17 protein-coding genes are annotated in these 19813 nt (G+C 50.8%); 9 read left to right on the plus strand and 8 right to left on the minus strand.

What is annotated here, in order from left to right; translation table 11 throughout:
- Positions 1-109: 109 nt before the first annotated feature.
- Positions 110-931, plus strand: a complete 822-nt coding sequence (locus K7B04_RS24395) for an AraC family transcriptional regulator (RefSeq protein WP_223803229.1) — start codon at positions 110-112, stop codon at positions 929-931.
- A 2-nt stretch (positions 932-933) separates the two neighbouring features.
- Here the strand turns inward: K7B04_RS24395 and K7B04_RS24400 are convergent, their stop codons facing one another.
- Positions 934-1278 (minus strand): nitrous oxide-stimulated promoter family protein, encoded by a 345-nt coding sequence (locus tag K7B04_RS24400; RefSeq protein WP_223803230.1) that lies wholly within the window; start codon positions 1276-1278, stop codon positions 934-936.
- Between the two features lie 64 nt (positions 1279-1342).
- Complete coding sequence (locus tag K7B04_RS24405) at positions 1343-1630, minus strand: SelT/SelW/SelH family protein (protein WP_167575153.1); 288 nt, start codon at positions 1628-1630, stop codon at positions 1343-1345.
- A gap of 205 nt (positions 1631-1835) precedes the next feature.
- Here K7B04_RS24405 and K7B04_RS24410 point away from each other — a divergent pair, with 205 nt between their 5' ends.
- The 8 genes from K7B04_RS24410 to K7B04_RS24450 all read left to right on the plus strand — a co-directional run bounded on the left by K7B04_RS24410 (position 1836) and on the right by K7B04_RS24450 (position 12191).
- Positions 1836-4190, plus strand: a complete 2355-nt coding sequence (locus K7B04_RS24410) for a TonB-dependent receptor (protein ID WP_223804220.1) — start codon at positions 1836-1838, stop codon at positions 4188-4190.
- Positions 4191-4251: 61 nt separating this feature from the next.
- Positions 4252-5283, plus strand: a complete 1032-nt coding sequence (locus tag K7B04_RS24415; RefSeq protein WP_223803231.1) for a ChuX/HutX family heme-like substrate-binding protein — start codon at positions 4252-4254, stop codon at positions 5281-5283.
- Positions 5280-6095, plus strand: coding sequence for a hemin ABC transporter substrate-binding protein (locus tag K7B04_RS24420; RefSeq protein ID WP_223803232.1), 816 nt, complete (start codon positions 5280-5282; stop codon positions 6093-6095). Before K7B04_RS24415 ends, K7B04_RS24420 begins: the two co-directional genes overlap by 4 nt.
- Positions 6095-7090 (plus strand): iron ABC transporter permease, encoded by a 996-nt coding sequence (locus K7B04_RS24425; protein WP_223803233.1) that lies wholly within the window; start codon positions 6095-6097, stop codon positions 7088-7090. Before K7B04_RS24420 ends, K7B04_RS24425 begins: the two co-directional genes overlap by 1 nt.
- Entirely contained in the window at positions 7083-7862 is a 780-nt protein-coding gene (locus K7B04_RS24430) for a heme ABC transporter ATP-binding protein (RefSeq protein ID WP_223803234.1), read from the plus strand. Before K7B04_RS24425 ends, K7B04_RS24430 begins: the two co-directional genes overlap by 8 nt.
- Before the next feature lie 521 nt (positions 7863-8383).
- Complete coding sequence (gene tnaA, locus K7B04_RS24440) at positions 8384-9799, plus strand: tryptophanase (protein WP_223803235.1); 1416 nt, start codon at positions 8384-8386, stop codon at positions 9797-9799.
- Positions 9800-9913: 114 nt separating this feature from the next.
- Positions 9914-11161 (plus strand): low affinity tryptophan permease TnaB, encoded by a 1248-nt coding sequence (gene tnaB / locus K7B04_RS24445; protein WP_167575146.1) that lies wholly within the window; start codon positions 9914-9916, stop codon positions 11159-11161.
- A gap of 412 nt (positions 11162-11573) precedes the next feature.
- Positions 11574-12191, plus strand: coding sequence for a Fic family protein (locus K7B04_RS24450; protein WP_223803236.1), 618 nt, complete (start codon positions 11574-11576; stop codon positions 12189-12191).
- Here the strand turns inward: K7B04_RS24450 and K7B04_RS24455 are convergent.
- The 6 genes from K7B04_RS24455 to K7B04_RS24480 form a co-directional block, all read right to left on the minus strand.
- Entirely contained in the window at positions 12188-12358 is a 171-nt protein-coding gene (locus K7B04_RS24455) for a hypothetical protein (protein ID WP_168733709.1), read from the minus strand. The two genes, K7B04_RS24450 and K7B04_RS24455, sit on opposite strands and share 4 nt — an antisense overlap.
- A gap of 66 nt (positions 12359-12424) precedes the next feature.
- The gene (locus K7B04_RS24460) at positions 12425-13231 is read right to left on the minus strand and encodes a hypothetical protein (RefSeq protein ID WP_223803237.1); all 807 of its coding nucleotides are present in this window, start codon (positions 13229-13231) and stop codon (positions 12425-12427) included.
- Positions 13228-14976, minus strand: coding sequence for an AAA family ATPase (locus K7B04_RS24465; protein ID WP_193401947.1), 1749 nt, complete (start codon positions 14974-14976; stop codon positions 13228-13230). Before K7B04_RS24465 ends, K7B04_RS24460 begins: the two co-directional genes overlap by 4 nt.
- 2 nt (positions 14977-14978) lie before the next feature.
- On the minus strand, positions 14979-16541 hold the full coding sequence (locus K7B04_RS24470) for a restriction endonuclease subunit S (RefSeq protein ID WP_223803238.1): 1563 nt from the start codon (positions 16539-16541) through the stop codon (positions 14979-14981).
- A complete protein-coding gene (locus K7B04_RS24475; protein WP_223803239.1) occupies positions 16541-18076 on the minus strand; it encodes an N-6 DNA methylase in 1536 nt (511 codons plus the stop codon). Before K7B04_RS24475 ends, K7B04_RS24470 begins: the two co-directional genes overlap by 1 nt.
- A gap of 136 nt (positions 18077-18212) precedes the next feature.
- Entirely contained in the window at positions 18213-19685 is a 1473-nt protein-coding gene (locus K7B04_RS24480; protein ID WP_223803240.1) for a hypothetical protein, read from the minus strand.
- Positions 19686-19813: the final 128 nt, after the last annotated feature.

The raw sequence follows: 19813 nt of genomic DNA on the forward strand, positions 1-19813 counted from the left end.
AGGCGTGGCCGCCATTCTGTATGAGATAGCTACACAACGCTGGATTTTTGTGTACAGCAAAATAAAGTGTGATGAGATTCAAAATCCAGAATAACAACAGGACATGAGCATGTCAGAACCAACCCTCGTCCCCGTGCTGAAACAGCTGCTTACCCGGCAGAACGAGCTCGTGGTGCGTTTTCCGCAAATCTCCCAACCCGCGCCGGAGCTGGCGATGAGCGTATCATTTCCCCGCCTTGAGATTGTGCTGGAAGGCAAGCTGGCGGATGGCTGCCTGGAAGCACCGCTTGGGCCGCTACAGGCGCTGTATATTCCCGGCGGGCGCTGGAATGCCCCGCAGTGGCACGGCCCGACAACTTCGCTGAGCATTTTGTTCAGCAAACAAAAACTGGGCTTCAGCCTTCAGCGCTTCGACGGTAAAAAATTCGTTGAGATCCGCAAGCAGCACGTGGCGCGGCTCGGCCCGCGGGTGGGATCGTATCTACTGCTGGCGATGAATGAGCTGGCGATTCGCCCAGTGATGCCCACCACGCAGATAGTCCTCAGCGGCCTGCTCAGCCACTGTATCGATCAACTTACCCATCTGGCGGATACGGTCAGCAAAAGCAGAGAATTGTTTCTGGCGATTCAGGAATATATCGACGAACACGCCGCCGAGGCGCTCAGCCGTGAGACGGTGGCGAAGAAATTTCACATCACGCCAAACTACCTGTCGCACCTGTTTCAGAAGTCCAGCACCGTCGGCTTTAACGAATACCTCACCGCCGTGCGCCTGGAGTTGGCAAAGAAATTACTGCGCGGCTATGAGCTGAAAATTAAAGAGATTGCCCACCACTGTGGCTTTGAGGACAGCAACTACTTTTGCCGCATCTTCCGCAAGCATACTGCCCGCTCGCCGTCGGAGTATCGTCGTCACTGCCGCACCCTGTAAGGCTATTTTTTGCGCCGATATTTCTCCGGCAGCTCGGGAACCGGACGGCGGTCATCAATCAAATGGAGGATCGTGAGCAGCGGGTGACGCCAGAGCATCCGCGGTCCTGCCCAGCGCATAATCTGTTTCATCTCTTCACGCTTTGCGGGTTGGTAGCAGTGCACCGGGCACTGCTTGCAGGCCGGCTTTTGTTCGCCAAACACGCATTTATCCAGCCGCTTATCGGCATAATGGTTCAGTGCCTGGTAATGCTCAGCATCCTGCAACGCCTGCGGACAACGGCGCTGATAGAGCGCAATCATGCTGCTGATTGTCCGTTTTTCACGATCGATGCGTTTGCCTGCCATACCCGGTCCCTCACCAATAAAGATGCATTAATAATACACGTTTAATGGCGCGTTCGCAGCCGCTTTATCCTTCGTGCTTATCCACATGGCCCAGCGGTTTTTCCGGGAAGCAAACGTCGCGCACCCGACGCTTGAGCTCGGCGGCGTCCGGGAAGCCGTCGTCACGCTTACGCTCCCACACCAGTTCATCCCCGACGGTAATGGTAAAAATCCCGCCGGTACCCGGTATCAGCGTTACGCAGGCAATATCGGTACTGAAGGTGTGTAGCAGTTCCTGCGCCATCCAGCTGGCACGCAGCATCCAGTTGCATTGGGAACAGTAGGTGATGGTAACTGCCGCTTTCTCGGTCATCGCTATCTCGGGAGAGTCAAAAAACAAAATTGTAATCAAATTGTTGCATGCAAGCAGATTTATTTGCAAATATTATTGCAAATGATAATGCCTATCATTAACATTCGCATTGCATAAAATTGGAGGGCGTCAAAATGCTTAAGGAAAAGCAGATTCTGGAAGTTACGCGTGAGCCAATACTAATAACGATGAAGGCATGGCAACTATGTACAAATCCATTCAATCAGAGGCGTGGTGCAAGAAAAGCCTACTGGTGACCTCTTTGCTCGCAGCAATCTATCAGACTTCCGCGGGCGCGGCTGAAACACAGGACAAAACCGCCGTCGACAGCGCGGAACAGATGACCGTCACCGCCCCCGCACCGGTACTTAAACCGGGCAGTCAGCACGCGATAAGCGCGCAGGAGCTTCAGGACAAAGGGGCCAACGATTTTGGTTCCATTATGCGTTATGAACCGCTGATCGGTGCGACCGGTGCCAGCGGCGGATCCGGCAACGGCAAAAGCGGCTTCGACCGCGGCGGCTACACCGGCTACAACATTCGTGGCCTTGAGAGCAACCGCGTCGGCATCGATGTCGACGGCATTGCGCAGCCGAACGCCACCGGCCGCAGCTACGTCAGCCGCGCCGGGCTTAACACCTTCGGCATTGGCCGCGACTATATCGACCCGTACATGTACGGCAGCGTGGATATTCAATCTGGGGCGACCGACACCGAGACCGCCAATACCTCCATCGGCGGCAACGTCTCCTTCCAGCCGAAATCGGCGGACGACTATCTGCATCCGGGCAAAACCAGCGCTTTTAGCTACCGCAGCGATTACGACTCCGCGGACCGCAGCTGGCACAATGGTCTGACGGCAGCGGGCGGCGACGAAACGCTGCGCGGCATTTTTGTCTACAGCCGCCGCGATGGCCAGGAGACCACCACCAACAGTTCGAGCGTGGACGCGTTCCCGGCGAACTGGCACTCCGACGCGTTTATGGCCTCTGGGATCTGGCAACCTAACGATCAGCACAAACTGACCAGCACCCTCGACTACTACCATAAAACCAACCACACCCACTACGATGTGTGGAACGACAGCGGTAGCAAAACCATCGGCGACGCGCAGCAGACCAGCCAGACTCGCCGCTGGGGTCTGAGCCTCAAAGATGACTGGACGCCGATGAACGACTTCATCGACAGCGCATCGACCAGGGTTTACTACCAGCATACCGAAGCGCACGACCGGACCTATATGCCGGACAGCTTCACCAGCAAGATGCAAACGGTGTACTCCAACTATGACACCGACACCTGGGGTATGCAGACCGCGCTGGCCAAAACCCTCGGCCGCCATGACCTGAGCGCGGGCTTTAACGCCAGCACCACCAAAACCCAGCGTCCGTTCAGCCAGTCGCCTATCCCAAGCGTTTACAGCGAGATCATGCAGCCGGAAGCGGACAGCCGCGAGTACACGATCGGCGGCTTCCTGCAGGATCAGATCAACTTCGATCTCGACGGGCATAACTTTGCGGTGATCCCGGGCGTTCGCGTGGTGCATCAGTCTACGAAGCCGGAGAATCTTTCCAGCCTGACCACCAACAGCACGGTACTGACCGAATCCTCGGTGTCGACCCTGTACGGGAAAAACTCGGACACCCAGGCGCTGCCATCGCTGACCTTCCAGTACGACATTACGCCGCGCATGATGACCTACCTGCAGTACAAACGCGGCGCGGAGTTCCCGAACACCAGCCAGCTGTACGGCTCATGGAACCTCGGATCCAGCTACGCGGGCCGCGGTCAGTACGCGCTGATCGGCAATACCGATCTGAAAACCGAAACCAGCGACAACGTCGAGTGGGGTATGAAAGGCGAAGTGACCGAAGGGATCACCATGCGTACCGCGTTGTTCTACAACAGCTATAAAGACTTTATCGCCTATACCCGCTACACCCGTTCCAACAACCCAACCCAGTTCGCCAACGTACCGTCGAACATCTACACCATTTATCAGGCGGAAAACCGTGATAAAGCCTATATCTACGGCGGTGAGATCAGCGCGAAGTTCAACTTTGGCACCTGGTTTGAGCAGGTTGACGGCCTTAGCGCAACGCTGGCCTACGGCTACAGCGAAGGGAAGTCAAAATCCAGCTACTACGGCGACAAATACGTCGACCTCGATAGCGTTGCGCCGATGAAAGCGATCGTCGGCGTGGCGTGGGACGATCCGTCGAAAGTGTACGGTACCGCGCTGACCGCCACCTTCGTAAAAGGCAAACGCGCCACTGCCACCAACCGTGAGAGCTACACCAACACCGGCAGCGCGATTACCGATTCCACCAGCGAATACATGCGCGTACCGGGCTACGGCATGCTCGACTGGACGGCCTACTGGCGCGTCGCGAAGAACGTCCGTATCAACGGCGGCGTGTATAACCTGACCGACCGTAAATACTGGGACTACCTGAGCAGCCGCAACATTGAAACGTCCACCAATCAGGACGCCAACGATAAGTCGCTGGCGGTGATGCCGGGCCGTACCTGGCAGCTGGGCGTCAACGTCGATTTCTGATAACAACATCAACAAAACCTGCCTCCGGCCGCTGGCCGGGGTAATGATAAGGAAGAGAGTTATGCAAAACGCATCAACTGAACTGTGGCAGCGCTATCAGGACGTCAAAGCCAGAGGCACCGCCAAATACGCTCGCGATATCGCCGCCGTAATGGGGGTGAGCGAAGCGGAACTGACCGCAACACGCGTTGGCCACGACGCCGTGCGACTGCAGGATAATGCGCGCGCGATCCTCGCTTCGCTGGAAAAGGTCGGTGAAACCAAATGCATCTGCCGCAATGAGTACGCGGTGCATGAGCAGGTTGGCGCGTTCACCCACCAGCACCTCGACGGCCACGCGGGCCTGATACTCAACCCGCGCGCCCTCGACCTGCGCCTGTTCCTGAGCCAGTGGGCCAGCGCGTTTCACGTTAACGATGGAGGGCGCGAGAGCATTCAGTTCTTTGACCCGCACGGCGACGCGGTGCTGAAGGTCTATACCACTGACAACACGGACAGCGCGGCCTGGCAGGCGCTGATTACCGAACAGACCCAATCAACGCCAGCGCCGCTGGCGCTTCGTCCGGTGGAAAACGCGCGCTATGCCGACACGGCCGACGGCGTGGCGCTGGAAAAAGAGTGGCGCGCAATGACCGACGTCCACCAGTTCTTCGCGCTGCTGCGCAAATACAACCTCTCGCGCCAGCAGGCTTTCCGCCTGGTCAACGACGACCTGGCCTGTCGCATCAATACAGATGCCCTGCCGCGCCTGCTGCAGGCCCTGCAACAGGACGGCAATGAATTTATGATTTTCGTTGGCAACCGCGGCTGCGTGCAAATCTTCACCGGCGTGCTGGAGAAGCTGACGCCGATGCGCGGCTGGATCAACATTTTCAATAGCGCCTTCACCCTGCACCTGCGCGAAGAGACCATCGACGAAGTGTGGGTGACGCGTAAGCCGACCGTTGACGGTCACGTCACCAGCGTAGAGCTATTTGCCAAAGACGGCACCCAGATTGCCCAGCTGTACGGGCAGCGTAGCGAAGGCCATCCGGAGCAGCAACAATGGCGCACTCAGGTCGACAGCCTGACGGCGGAAGGCCAGACCGTATGAAACGGCTGCTGATTCTGCTGGCGGCGCTGCCGCTGTTGGCTAACGCCGCCGAGCGCATTATTACCCTCGGCGGCGACGTGACGGAAATCGTCTATGCGCTGGATGCCCAGTCGCAGCTGGTGGCGCGCGACAGCACCAGCACCTGGCCGGCGGCGTCACAATCGCTGCCGGACGTTGGCTACCTGCGCCAGCTCAATGCGGAAGGTATTCTCTCCCTGCGCCCGACGCTGGTGCTGGCCAGCAGCCAGGCGCAGCCGTCGCTGGCGCTGCAAAAGGTGGAAGGCAGCAAGGTGAAGGTGGTGAATGTGCCGGGCGGCTACGATGCGGCGGCGATGGACAACAAAGTCCAGGTGATTGCCGACGCGCTGGGCAAGCAGACACAGGGCGAGGCGCTGCGTAAAACGCTGCATGACGATATGGCGAAAATCCCGGCGCGCCCGCTGAACAAGCGCGTGCTGTTTATCCTCAGCCACGGCGGCTCCGGGGCGCTGGTGGCCGGACAGCAGACGGCGGCGGACGGCGCGATTAGGCTCGCCGGTTTGCAAAACGCGATGCAGGGCTTTGACCACTATCGCACCATGTCGCAGGAAGGGGTTATTGCCAGTGAGCCGGATCTGGTGGTGATCTCCGCCGACGGCCTGAAAGGCATGGGCGGTGAAGCCTCGCTGTGGAAGCTGCCAGGTCTGGCGCAAACGCCCGCCGGGCGCAATAAGCAGGTGTTGGTGATTGACGATATGGCGCTGCTCGGCTTTGGCCCGCGCACGCCGCAGGCGCTGATGGCGCTGCGTCAGAAAGCGGAGCAGACGCACTGATGAACGCGACCGCCTCACGCCCGCTGTGGCTGATGGTGCTGCTGCTCGTGGCCCTGACGCTGTTTGCCACCACGCTCGGCGCGATGCGCCTGCCGCTGGCGAGTATCTGGCCGTCGGGCGATGAGGTACTGCGCCATATCTGGCTCATTATCCGCTTACCGCGCGTGCTGCTGGCGCTGCTGGTGGGTAGCGCGCTGGCGCTCTCCGGCTGCGTAATGCAGGGGCTGTTCCGCAATCCGCTGGCCGACCCTGGGCTGCTCGGTATCAGCAGCGGCGCGGCGCTGGCAGTAGCATTCTGGCTGGTACTGCCGATTTCCGTACCGGTGCTGGTGGCGCTGTACGCGCCGATGCTGGCGGCGTTTATCGGCAGCCTGGCGGTGATGGCGGTAATTTTTGTGCTCAGTAAGGCTGGGGACGGTTCGCTCTCGCGCCTGCTGCTGGTCGGTATTGCGATTAACGCCCTGTGTGGCGCGCTGGTGGGGATGCTGTCGTGGATCAGCAACGATGCGCAGCTACGCCAGCTGTCGCTGTGGGGGATGGGCAGCCTGGGGCAGGCGGAGTGGCCGACGCTACTGGTCTCTGCCACGCTGATTATCCCATCATCGCTGGTGATGTGGTGGATGGCCGCGCGTCTCAATCTGCTTCAACTGGGCGATGAAGAGGCACACTATCTCGGCGTGAACGTCCGGGTGCTGCAGCGCGTGCTATTGCTGTGTAGCGCGGTGCTGGTGGCGGCATCGGTGGCGATAAGTGGGGTGATCGGCTTTATCGGTCTGGTCGTCCCGCATCTGATGCGCATGTGGCTCGGGCCGGATCACCGCGGGCTGATCCCCGGCTCGCTGCTCGCGGGTGCCATTCTGCTGTTGATTGCCGACACGCTCGCCCGCACGATTGCCGCGCCGGCCGAAATGCCCGTCGGGCTGCTGACCAGCCTGCTCGGCGCGCCGTGGTTCCTGTGGCTTATTTTCCGTCAGGAGAGATCTCCCCATGGATAAACACTATTCTGCCCGCGCGCTGTCGCTGCGTCTGGGCAAACGTCAGGTGATTGATGACATATCGCTGGAGCTGCGGCGCGGCGAAGTCACCGCGCTGATTGGCCCCAACGGCGCGGGAAAATCGACCCTGCTGCGGCTGCTTACCGGCTTTCTCAACGCCGACAGCGGCGAGCAGAACATTGAAGGCAAACCGCTTGCCGAGTGGTCCGCCTCCGCCCTCTCCCGACGCCGGGCGGTGATGCTGCAACGCACGCAGCTGAACGCCAGTTGGCCGGTGGAAACGGTGATCGCCATGGGGCGCGCGCCGTGGGGAGCGGAAGTGGACCCGACGCTTATCCAGCGGGTGATGGCCGAAACCGGCTGTACCCATCTGGCGGGCCGTCTCTATCCGTCGCTCTCCGGCGGCGAACAGCAGCGCGTGCAGCTGGCGCGCAGTCTGGCGCAACTGTGGCGCGACGATGGTCCGCAGGGCTGGCTGTTTCTTGACGAACCGACCTCGGCGCTGGACCTGTTCTATCAACAGCACCTGCTGCGACTGCTGAAGAAGCTGACCCACCGCGGCGAGCTGCACGTGTGCATTGTGCTGCACGATCTCAACCTCGCCGCCCTGTGGGCCGACACTATTCTGTTGTTGCATCAGGGCAAGCTGGTCGCCCAGGGCACGCCACAGGAGGTGATTCAGCAGTCAGTGATTCACCGCTGGTACGGTGCCGATATCAGCATGAACCAACACCCTGACGCGGCGGTACCGCAGGTCTATCTGGCCCCCTAGCGATGGGGCCTTGCGACAGGATGATTGCGTAGGTGATTATTCTGTCATTTATTAAGCTCAGGAAACATAACCCTGCTTTAGCGCGTAGATATAATCAATCGTGACCAGATTCACAATTGAATGCACAGTTAATAGACAAAAAAATAAATTATCATAATGTATGGGCGTGTCTGATGGAGAACATACATTATGAACATCCTGAATAGAACGTATAAAATTTCGAAGTGGTTTAATATTGACAACGTCATCGTCAATCACCGTCCTTAACTCCTCGAACGACTCCACGCCTGTATCATTGTAAATAGTGGTGTAACCGCTATTTCTGATATCCAATAAAAATCTATGCCTTTCTGTTTTATTACAGCGACGCTGCACGCCTTTTTAACGAGCCGTGTAGATTGATGCCGTAATATACCGAGAGCAGAGATGGTATTCGTATTGCGCCAAAAAGTGGTTTTTCATATTTCATGAATAACCAGCGGGGAGCCGCGCGCTAAAAATAAAGATTTAAGGATGACACCATGAATAACTTTAAACATCTGCCAGAACCGTTCCGTATTCGCGTCATTGAGCCTGTAAAACGCACCACCCGCGAACACCGCGAAAACGCCATTATTCAGGCCGGGATGAACCCCTTCCTGCTCGACAGCGAAGACGTGTTTATTGACCTGCTCACCGACAGCGGCACCGGCGCGGTCACGCAAAATATGCAGGCGGCGATGCTGCGTGGCGATGAAGCCTATAGCGGCAGCCGTAGCTACTATGCGCTGTGCAATGCTGTAAAAGATATTTTTGGCTATCAGCACACTATTCCGACGCACCAGGGGCGCGGCGCCGAGCAAATTTATATTCCGGTGCTGATCAAAAAACGCGAGCAGGAAAAAGGCCTCGACCGCAGCAAAATGGTGGCGTTCTCCAACTATTTCTTCGACACCACCCAGGGTCATAGCCAGATTAACGGCTGTACCGTGCGCAACGTTTATATTAAAGAGGCGTTCGACACCACCGCGCGTAACGACTTTAAAGGTGATTTCGACCTGCAGGGTTTAGAGCACGGCATTGAAACCGTTGGTCCGAATAACGTGCCGTATATTGTCGCAACCATTACCTGTAACTCGGCGGGCGGCCAACCGGTTTCGCTGGCGAACCTGAAGGCGATGTACGCCATTGCGAAGAAATACGATATTCCGGTGGTGATGGATTCGGCGCGCTTTGCGGAAAACGCTTACTTTATTCAGCAACGCGAACCGGGCTATCAGGACTGGAGTATCGAAGAAATTACCCGCGAAACCTATAAGTACGCGGATATGCTCGCGATGTCGGCGAAAAAAGATGCCATGGTGCCCATGGGCGGCCTGCTGTGCATCAAGGACGACAGCTTCTTCGACGTGTACACCGAATGCCGTACCCTCTGCGTCGTGCAGGAAGGCTTCCCAACCTATGGCGGGCTGGAAGGCGGCGCGATGGAGCGTCTGGCCGTGGGCCTGTACGACGGGATGAATCAGGACTGGTTAGCCTACCGCATCACCCAGATTCAGTATCTGGTCGACGGGCTGGAAGCCATTGGAGTGACCTGTCAGCAGGCTGGCGGACACGCAGCGTTTGTCGATGCCGGTAAGCTGCTGCCGCATATTCCGGCTGACCAGTTCCCGGCTCAGGCGCTGGCCTGCGAGCTGTATAAAGTCGCGGGGATCCGTGCGGTAGAGATTGGTTCATTCCTGCTGGGCCGCGACCCGAAAACTGGCAAGCAGCTGCCGTGTCCGGCAGAGTTGCTGCGCTTAACCATTCCGCGCGCGACCTACACCCAAACGCATATGGACTTTATTATTGAGGCCTTCGAACATGTCAAAGAGAATGCCCACAATATTAAAGGATTAACCTTTACCTACGAGCCTAAAGTGCTGCGCCACTTTACCGCCAAACTGACTGAAGTGTAATTAACCTAAGCGCCAGTGGTTATATCCCGGATATAGCCACTGGCTTATTCATGCCTGGCATTACGATATTCCTGACAACAACAACGCATTCGCCGTTATCAATAAGGGAAAGCCATGGAAGAAGATTCAAATACAAAACATTCCTCATTCTGGGGAATTATGGTGATTGCCGGCACCGTGATCGGTGGCGGGATGTTTGCTTTACCGGTTGACCTTGCCGGTGCCTGGTTTTTTTGGGGCGCGTTTATTCTTATTATCGCCTGGTTTTCCATGCTGCACTCCGGGCTATTATTACTGGAAGCCAATCTGAACTATCCGGTGGGTTCCAGTTTTAATACCATTACCAAAGATTTAATTGGCGCGAAGTGGAATATAATAAGCGGAATCACCGTCGCATTCGTACTGTATATTCTCACCTATGCCTATATTTCGGCAAACGGCGCCATTATCAGCGAAACTATCGCGATCAATTCCGGAACGCACGTTAATCCGCGAATCGTCGGTATCGGCAGCGCGGTGTTTGTCGCGTGTATTCTGTGGGTCAGTTCGCTGGCTGCCAGCCGTATTACCTCTTTATTTCTTGGTATCAAGATCATCGCCTTTATCGTGGTATTTGGATCGTTTTTCTTCCAGGTTGACTACACGATCCTGCGCGATCTCGCCGCACCGGAAGCCAATAAAACCTACCTCCCCTATATTCTGATGGCCGTGCCGGTTTGCCTGGCCTCGTTCGGTTTCCATGGCAATATTCCCAGCCTGATTATCTGCTACGGCAAACGCAAAGATAAGTTGATTAAAAGCATCGTCTTTGGTTCGCTGCTGGCCCTGGTCATTTATCTGTTCTGGCTGTACTGCACGATGGGCAATATCCATCGCAGCAACTTTAAAGAGATCATCGCCTCAGGCGGCAACGTCGACTCGCTGGTGAAGTCATTTTTAGGTACCAATCAGCACGGCATTATTGAATTTTTCCTGCTGATCTTCTCCAACCTGGCGGTTGCGAGCTCTTTCTTTGGCGTGACGCTGGGGCTATTCGACTATCTGGCGGATTTGTTCAAAATGGATAATTCGCCGTCCGGGCGATTTAAGACGCTGCTACTCACCTTTTTACCGCCCGCTGCCCTGTACCTGATTTTCCCTAACGGGTTTATCTACGCCATCGGCGGCGCGGGGCTCTGCGCAACCATCTGGGCTGTCATCGTACCGGCATTCCTGGCGCTAAAATCGCGCGAGCGCTTCCCGGACAAAATGTTCACCGTCTGGGGCGGCAAAGCGATTCCCGCGGTGGTGATTCTGTTTGGCGTGATGGTCATTCTGTGCTGGTTCGGCAGCACCTTTAACCTGCTGCCAAGGTTCGGTTAACACCGCTCCGGCGGCAGGCTGAATTGCCCGGTTCAGCCTGCCGCCGAATCTCGAACATCCTGGTGGAACAACTCTCCCACTTTCGTCTTCACCGCTTTCCCTGAAATACCTATCTCCGTTATCATAGCCACCCACTGCGACAAAAACGAAAATGAAAAAGTTCGCTTTCCACTTTTAACCAGGGACCTGGATTACACCCCATGAGTAAAATCGACAATCTCGACGCTCACACCCCCATGATGCATTGGTGTGTTAATACTGATTATTAACGATTATTTTCCAACATAGAATAAAAACTACATTTTAACCTACGCTTTTGTAACTATCTGATTTTAAAAATATTGTTTGCTGTACTCATCCAGCGTTATACTCCCGTTGTTTTCCCATCCCTCTAATAACACAGGGCATCGCCATGAGCCGATACCATGTATCCAGCAGTGAAGGCCAGTATGAGAAAGACTCTGGCGAACAAGTTTTGGCTAATAAACTGGGTATCGCTGCTTCCGATGAGATGGATGAAGCGGAACTTGTCCTGTTAGAACAACTCTACCAGTCTGTTTTTGAAGAACAGTTCCCGGAAGGACAGCTCAGCGTAGCCATGCTAAAAAGCTGGCATCGCCGCTGGTTAGGTAACATCTACGAGTGGGCTGGACAAGAAAGAGCGGTCAATATCAGCAAAGGCGGCTTTATGTTTGCCCCTTCAGCACAATTACCAAAACTGCTGAGCGAATTCGACAACAAGTATCTGGCTCAATACACGCCGTGTAGCGGTATGGACGAAGAACAACTCATCACCGCCATCGCCATCACCCATATCGAGCTGATACTTATCCATCCATTCAGAGAGGGAAACGGACTCCTGTCGCGACTGCTAGCCGACGTGATGGCCGTTCAGGGAGGATACAAACCGCTGGATTATCAAAGCTGGGAGCGAAACAAAACCCAGTATATCTCGGCTATCCATGCAGGTGTATCAATGGACTACGAGCCGATGAAACACTGGGTCAGTGAGGCATTAAGAAGGGGTTAAACCGCAAGACGCAAATGAGCAAATTTTTTGCGCGTGGCTTCAAGTGAAGCTTCGATCTTCGCGGAGGACTGCCCTGTTTCAACAGCCGTAGACGTTGCTACCGAGCGAACGATGTCAGCACGAGACGGCTTAGCGTAGGCTGCCTGCGTTTTTTTGTTGTTGCTCATAATCACTCCTGAAAAACGGAATCTGGGCTGAAAACATCACTCAAACATTATACCAAAATTATCAGATTATGCCTCTAATAGATCTTGTATCCATGAGTGCGCAGCACTGCGTTGCCCACGCATGAGAAAATGCATATCACCACTAAATGGAGCGTCTCGGTCTATTGCTCGTCGTAAACGTTCAGCTACTCTTATGAAATCACTTCGTCTACTCTGATCATGGGTAGACAGCTCAAAAAGTCGTTTAGCTTCATCAAGATCAGCCATAAGTTGAACTGCAACAGTATGTCTATGCTTACAAGTAGGCTCATAGTTCAAATGGTAAACTTCTATAGAAACTTCTGCACGCTGTTTGGATATAGGATCTGTACTAGTTGCACAAGGCTGCCCATTTTCCTGATGACAACCCAGTAATTTCCAATCTGTAAGTTCACAAGGATCTAAGAGCATTGGATATTCTTGATCTGTGGGACCTTCGCTATATACACGTGAAGTTTCATCGATTAGAGGAAAACGATCTGCTTTTCCTCCTGCTGTATTAACACCTAAGCGCCTGCTATTACAGTAAGTACAAGCATAGCGAAAATTAAATCGATCGAAAGCTAACCATTTATAGCCATCATGTTGATTTATTGCATCACTAACACAATTTTTAGGACGAAAATGATCTACCGCATTATCAGAACGGGTTATGGGAGACTCACAGTACCAACACTTGTCGTGCAGTAATTCTGCTAATCCATCTTTTAATTCACGCCAAATATGGTCGTAATCATTAGGGGCTGCCCCAGAGGCAACCGCTTGTGTAGCTCTTTGAGCTCGCTGTAACCAACCTGTAGGCATAGATAATTTTAGCCGACTTACATATCTCAAGAGTTTTCTCCTTCATCCTTATTTGGATGTTTCGATAGGAGCTCTGCAATTAAGTGCTTAGCTAATTCCTCACGCTCTGCACGAGGCATTTCAACCACTTGCTTTGCTAATTCTTGAGGTAGTTCAGTATTAAATCGATCAACCAAAAGTGAATTTCTTAATCGTAGATAACGTGAATATTCATCATCTGGATGGAAAAATCTAAATCCAAGCCTGTCAAGCTTGGCATTAATTGAATCTAATTCGTGTTGCTCATCTAAAGTTAACGTTTCTTTGGCAGCAAAAGCTCTCTGCTCTTCGAGTAGAAGCTGGGTTGGCTGATCTAATGTAGAAGCGATACCAAACATGTCACTCGTTACGATCGCAGCATATCCCATTCCTCGAGGTGCTATTTCTGGATAGCATGCGACAATTTGACGGCGATCCTCTTGTTTTGACATACATAAAATCTGTACCTGTTCGCGCTCTAATTCGGCAATGGCAAGTGGATTATGCGTTGTCATTAGGATATGACTGGTTTCTGTTTGTTGAGCACCATCTATGATAAATTTCTTTAGATAAGAGATATAATCCACACTCCAACGAGGATTTAGATGTGTATCTGGCTCATCAAGCAAAAAAAGACTTTCTTCTTCGGCAGTGAAACGTAGCAAACCTAATACGGTGAGTAACTGTTGCTCTCCTTCACTTAACTCACGAAAAGTTACACTTCCATCATTTTTCTTTAAGCGTACACGAATACGAACTTCTTCAATTAACTCAGAAACATAAGTACTTTCTAAGTCACGGAAAAATTGTGCAGGGGACTGATTATCAACAAGACTTCGGAGAGCTTGTATATCCTTAATAAAAAGATATTGAAACTCAGTAGATTCCTTATTCCAAAGAGTAATTTGCTTGTCTCGTTTTACTTTAATCGGTGCCATAGCTATATTTTGCAGACGATCTAAAAAGGTTTGAACGACACCTTTTGAACCCCAAAATCTATCATCTCCGTCCGAGTTATTTTTTTTATTTCCTCTTCTTTTACTCCATCCTGGCTGCTTTAGAACAAAGAGGACTGATTCAATACCCTCATCTGGATCAATGCCCATGTCTTTTTCAAGTAATTCACGTACATCGTCTGATTGTTGGATCATAAAGGCTAGTAAGACAAACTGGCTATGTACTGGCATCGCATAGAATAGGCGTTTTAGCCCAGGGTCTACACCGTTACGCAGTTTACTATCATAACTTTCTAGATAAGGACGAAATACTTCATGCATTCGTGAGCTTTCGCCAGAGTAATAGCTGAATACATAATGAGGCAGATACTGTGTATCAGAGTTAAGGAACGCAGTCAGTTTTATCGGTTTTTCAGATAGTTTTGTATCATCAACGTCAAGATCTTGAGCGTCAAGGATATTATTATTTGATTCATTTTCTTTTAGGTTAGTAACGTAAATTAAAAATGCGTCTTTCTTACGGTCAGGGTCGGCATCAATGCGTATTCTTTGCTTGTCATTACCCGCTCCCATGCAGTAGGAAAGTTGAAAGGCAAATTCTGGAGTGCGTTTCTTAGCAATTAAGTCACGAAATATAATAGCTAAAGCCTCTAGAACATTAGACTTGCCTGTGCCATTCCAACCAATTACTACTGTCACCCAACGTCCTTGAGCAAAATCGATAGTAACATTCTTCAGATTTTTAAACTGATGCGATGGGCTATCTTTAAGACTTCCAATTGTTAGTTTGTCCAGACGCATATTTAGACTCCTACCAATTTCAAGCGGTCATAAAGCTTACGACCTTGCTCATCAGTCACGGGATCAATTTTCAAGCGACCAGCTTTGTCTAAATCACGCAATTCAGAGTATAGTTCTTCTATTCGCTCAGTCGGTGTTCCATCTGCCACTCCACACAGACGAAAAGCTTCTTGTGCAGCTATCCAATCTCCGGTTTCTTCAAGCACACTAATAAGTTTATTCGCCATATTAGTAGAACTCTCCTTTTTTTTCTTGACTATACGAGAACGCGGCTGTTTTTTTATTGTCTCTCGTTCAATTTTTATTTTTTTAAGTAAAGCTTCAGCGCTATTTTCACCACTGATTAAATCTGGGTGAATTGCTCGCCAATCAGTAGTAAGCTCACCACGAAAAGCTTTGGCTAAAATTGATTGAGTAAGGTTATTCACCCGTGCCAATGCGGAATTAGTTTTTTGCTCGATGGAATCGGAATAGGCGAAGAGTTCTTCAACACGATGGACAATTTCAGTTTGTTCATTGATTGAAGGCAAATACACTTCGTGGTCAACTATATCGCTTTTAGTTAAGCCAGGAATCAGCCCTTTTGCTTTTAAAACAACATCTTTTGCTGATGCCTGAATGGCAAAAAGAATATAGGTGTAGTTCATATTTTCATTAGGTACGAATGCATATACATCTCGCCCAATTGCAGCATAGCAACCTGGAAATGTAGTGCCAACTCCGGCACCTTTAACGGTCACAAATATTGACCTTTCTGGAGCCATTCGCTTCGGATGCTCAGTCCATTTGTGATGCAATATTTTTCTACCATCCCACTGTTCTGGGCCAGTTACATATGGCTCACCTTTACCTTCAGAATTAACTTCTGATTTGCTAGGTGATTGTCCCGCAATTACTTTCCCTGCAAATGCCAGAGGTTTAATCTCACCAAATACTTTAGCATTGGTGACTCGCCACTCCTCTGTTAACTTGCCGCTTACAGCCGCGGCTAGCACAGATTGGCGGAAAGCTTTTAGTATTTCGGGGATTCGTTTGAGACGAACTTTGGTAGCTTCTACCTGCGTCAGCATGATGTCGAGTTTATCGGCGATAGCTTTCTGTTCTGCAAGAGGAGGCAGCGGGAATGTATAAGCCTGCACATCCGAAGATTTTGCTGCTGGATATAAAGCACCTTGTACAGCGCCGCTAATAGAGTCAATAAAGTTTTTTGAGCGAGTTAATGAAAAAATATAACGGCTATCAACCAATAGCGGTTTAATAACTTCAAAGCCTGTCGACGATATCTGATTGTCTAGTTCACTGGGTACCAGTGCGACGGCATTGAGGTTAGGTCTTGTCAGAGATACAAGGACATCTCCTGTACTGATAACTTTTCTGGCTCGGCTTGGAGCATCTTTTCCAATTAGCCTTTGGGGAGATTCGATGCATTTCAAATCTCTATTGATGCTCCCGATATCAACATAAATAAATGCTTCTGCTCCTGAAGGCTTCCGTTGTTCGCCTTTTATGGAAATGTCGGAGATTTTGGAAGTACACCATCCTTGTGGTAAATGAACTTCGCTCATCAATTCGTTCCCTCCAATACTGCTAATAATCCATCCAGCTCACTCAAGGCGGCTTGCAATTCCTCTTTTGCTTCCATTGCTAATACACCAGGCTCTAGCAAATCAACCGCATCGACGCTGTCTTTATCTTTCAGCCATGAGATATCCAGTGAGTCACCTTTAGTACTAGCAATCCACTCACGGTTAAAGCAGCGCCAGCGAGAATGTGCGAGCTGTTCATCAATATCCTTATTTTCTTCTATGGCATCTTTATCTACTTCAATCTCTTGCGCGCCAAAGCTATATTCACCTTCTGTACGCTTGCTGGTTCCATCGGGGCTGTCGCCAAACACTCTCTCAAATGCACCAAGGTGTGGGTCTGTGCCAAAGTCTTCTGGTGCAAAGCCAATGTCAGAATTACCAAAGGGTGTGCGTTTACCAAAGCTGGGCATATTGGTACGTAGGTCGTATACCCAGACGTTTTTAGTACAGTTCTCCTGCTGAGATTTGTCTTTGGCGGAGCCTTTGGTAAAGAACAAGACATTAGTTTTAACGCTTTGAGCGTAAAAGATACCGGTGGGCAGGCGCAAAATTGTATGCAAATTGCACTTATTCATTAAGTCGCGGCGTACATCAGTACCGACACCGGATTCAAACAATACGTTATCTGGCAACACTACAGCAGCCCGACCGCCAGCTCTAAGCCCCAAATAAATATGCTGCAAAAAAGCGAGCTGCTTATTTGTATTGGGGAATGGAATATCGTTACGCAAAGGACGTTGCCCCCCAGCCTTATTGCCAAAGGGAGGGTTGGCTACAATTATATCGGCTTTGTCCAACTCGGTTACGTCATCAGTCAGAGCATCGCCATAAATAATGTTTGCGTCTAAATTATGTAAAAAAGTATTCATTAAGCAAATTCGACGAGTATTTTTCTCTATTTCCACTCCTTGATATTTAGGAGGATTAGACCTGTAAGTTTCTCGTGAATATTTATTCCGAATATAGCTGTCAGCAGAAATTAAGAAGCCGCCACTTCCAGTCGCTGGGTCTTGAATTAATTCGCCACACTCTGGCTGTATTAATCTCACTATAGTATTGACTAAAGAACGTGGAGTGAAATACTGCCCTGCTCCAGAACGAGTATCCTGAGCACTTTTATCAATTAAACCACTATAGAGGTCGCCAAATCCATCTTTTCCTACTTGGTGCCACTCTATTTTCGAAATACCATCTACAACAGCTTTTAAATTTTCAGAATGGGAGAAAACGGTTGTAGGGAATGCGTAAATCTCTCTTATGACTTCATTTTTAACATGCGCACCCAAGTGGGTGAGCATCTCTTGATAAAACCCTAATAATCCTGCTTCTGGATGGGATTCAAGATCAGCCCAGCGGTAGCCTTGAGGTATCAGCTTTTCTGAACCATTCTCTTGAGCAATCTTCAGAAAAAGCAAATAACTTAGTTCAGAAACATACTGATAATAGGTGATACCATCACCTCTTAGTATGTTGCAGAGACTCCAAATTTTTTGAACGATCGTTTCTTGCTTCATATTTTCAATTAACTCAGGACATAGTTGCGCTCACTTTAAATGAGACTACACTATAACATAATGAAAAGATACAATAATTTAACCGAGCAACAGCCCTGTCTATGAGCTCTCAGATTTAGATAATGTTTAACTTGCTTCAATGCTTTTTCTCAATCAAAAGATATGGATGGGACCAGTCAGTGACCTCTTCATATGAAACAAACCCATCGTGCTCCAGTCCGCAAACGCCCTTATGGCTGGCTACGTAATCGTAGACAGCCCGGCTTTCCAGACCCTGTAATATGTGCGACAACAGCTTTCGGCGCATCACATCTGACTTCCTGCGTTTACGCGCTGCCACATCTTTGTAGGTAATGTTGAAAGATTGCCCTACCGCGTTGGTAACGCATTTACCGTAACGATTGGTCAATGCTGTGCTTTCGTAATGATCCAGCAGTAAAGCCAGATCTCGCCTCAGGGGTTTCAGAAGGTGCTTCCAGCGTTTCAGTACTCGCTTTGCTTCTACCTTACCTAGCTCATGATTCAACAAGCGTCGGGTACTGGATTTAAGCGATAGCGTAACGAACCCGGCGTTGAATACGCTGGAAAACCTGAATTGTTTCACCAGTTCTTCAGCAATACGCAATACCCGGCAGATATATTGAGTTTCCAGCACCTCCAGCGACGTGGCCGAAATGCCAATACTCAACAGCTCATGTCGCAGTATCTCAAGCTGGCATCCCTTGATGTCATAGTTCACACCACGTGCCAGACACGCCCACTTCATTTTAGACGGTAGAGTCTGGAAGCCTGTGCCAACCTCAAAGGATCTCCCGCCAATGTACGCGGTTTTATAAGATTGTCTGTAAGAAACCGTTAACGGTGACTCCTTCACCAAATCCCCCCCTGTTTCAGCCAGTCTCGACAGGAAGTTGAAAATGAATATTTTGTTCTTCTTGGTGGGATACTCGTTATAGAAATCCAACAGTGCATCCAGATTGATTTCAAGCGGCTCAAGGTTGTTCCAGACACTCACAACCCGTTCCCTGAAAGCAGCGTTGGGGATATCGCGTTTAGACTGCTGATGTTTAGCATTCTGCCCACGGTCGATCGCAACTCCAATCAGATCATCAAATGAGTAGCTTTTACGCTTGGTGAAAATGTCAGTCAGATAATGGTAGCGATCCTGACGGCTAAGGTATGCCTCGCGGTCGTTGCCAAACAACTTACGCAGAACACGTTGAGAAACAGCATATTCCCGGCATGAGTGCTGAACATTGGAATAACCGGTTAGTTTAATGATTCCCGCGCTTGCCAATGCCTCGATTGCACGCTCATTGGTCGGCCCGCTTTTCTTAAATACTCCGGGAAATTTCTCTCTACCCAGCTCAAATGGTACTGGCACAGAATAAGACCATTTTTTATTCGCCTTAATCTTTGCTTTCTTCTTGTTCTTACGACTACAGGTAGCGACACAAATAACATGCTGAAGGAATACTGCTATATTACGATAAAAGGGACGCCGCAGACTTGGCACACCATTATAAGGAATACTGAAAATAATCCTCTTGAAATAATCCAGCGTTGAATCTGTCACAAGTATATTGTTGTGCGTAATATATGGTTTCATAATTCACCTGTATATATAAAGGCTAGGACACCATGCCCTGATCCCGTTTATTTACAACTGAATTACTCAAAATCATATGTGAACCCAACAAGGTTCAGATGCTGGATAATGATCATAATATTGGAGGC

The organism is Kluyvera sp. CRP (assembly GCF_019930565.1).
Lineage (GTDB): Bacteria > Pseudomonadota > Gammaproteobacteria > Enterobacterales > Enterobacteriaceae > Kluyvera > Kluyvera georgiana_A.

Excerpts from the sequence above, each read along its gene's own strand:
- K7B04_RS24450 (WP_223803236.1), top strand. The coding sequence starts at position 11,574 with ATGAGCCGATACCATGTATCCAGCAGTGAAGGCCAGTATGAGAAAGAC.
- K7B04_RS24405 (WP_167575153.1), bottom strand. The coding sequence starts at position 1,630 with ATGACCGAGAAAGCGGCAGTTACCATCACCTACTGTTCCCAATGCAAC.
- K7B04_RS24470 (WP_223803238.1), bottom strand. The coding sequence starts at position 16,541 with ATGAGCGAAGTTCATTTACCACAAGGATGGTGTACTTCCAAAATCTCC.
- K7B04_RS24430 (WP_223803234.1), top strand. The coding sequence starts at position 7,083 with ATGGATAAACACTATTCTGCCCGCGCGCTGTCGCTGCGTCTGGGCAAA.
- K7B04_RS24415 (WP_223803231.1), top strand. The coding sequence starts at position 4,252 with ATGCAAAACGCATCAACTGAACTGTGGCAGCGCTATCAGGACGTCAAA.
- K7B04_RS24425 (WP_223803233.1), top strand. The coding sequence starts at position 6,095 with ATGAACGCGACCGCCTCACGCCCGCTGTGGCTGATGGTGCTGCTGCTC.
- K7B04_RS24465 (WP_193401947.1), bottom strand. The coding sequence starts at position 14,976 with ATGCGTCTGGACAAACTAACAATTGGAAGTCTTAAAGATAGCCCATCG.
- K7B04_RS24410 (WP_223804220.1), top strand. The coding sequence starts at position 1,836 with ATGTACAAATCCATTCAATCAGAGGCGTGGTGCAAGAAAAGCCTACTG.
- tnaA (WP_223803235.1), top strand. The coding sequence starts at position 8,384 with ATGAATAACTTTAAACATCTGCCAGAACCGTTCCGTATTCGCGTCATT.
- K7B04_RS24395 (WP_223803229.1), top strand. The coding sequence starts at position 110 with ATGTCAGAACCAACCCTCGTCCCCGTGCTGAAACAGCTGCTTACCCGG.
- tnaB (WP_167575146.1), top strand. The coding sequence starts at position 9,914 with ATGGAAGAAGATTCAAATACAAAACATTCCTCATTCTGGGGAATTATG.
- K7B04_RS24400 (WP_223803230.1), bottom strand. The coding sequence starts at position 1,278 with ATGGCAGGCAAACGCATCGATCGTGAAAAACGGACAATCAGCAGCATG.
- K7B04_RS24475 (WP_223803239.1), bottom strand. The coding sequence starts at position 18,076 with ATGAAGCAAGAAACGATCGTTCAAAAAATTTGGAGTCTCTGCAACATA.
- K7B04_RS24480 (WP_223803240.1), bottom strand. The coding sequence starts at position 19,685 with ATGAAACCATATATTACGCACAACAATATACTTGTGACAGATTCAACG.
- K7B04_RS24420 (WP_223803232.1), top strand. The coding sequence starts at position 5,280 with ATGAAACGGCTGCTGATTCTGCTGGCGGCGCTGCCGCTGTTGGCTAAC.
- K7B04_RS24455 (WP_168733709.1), bottom strand. The coding sequence starts at position 12,358 with ATGAGCAACAACAAAAAAACGCAGGCAGCCTACGCTAAGCCGTCTCGT.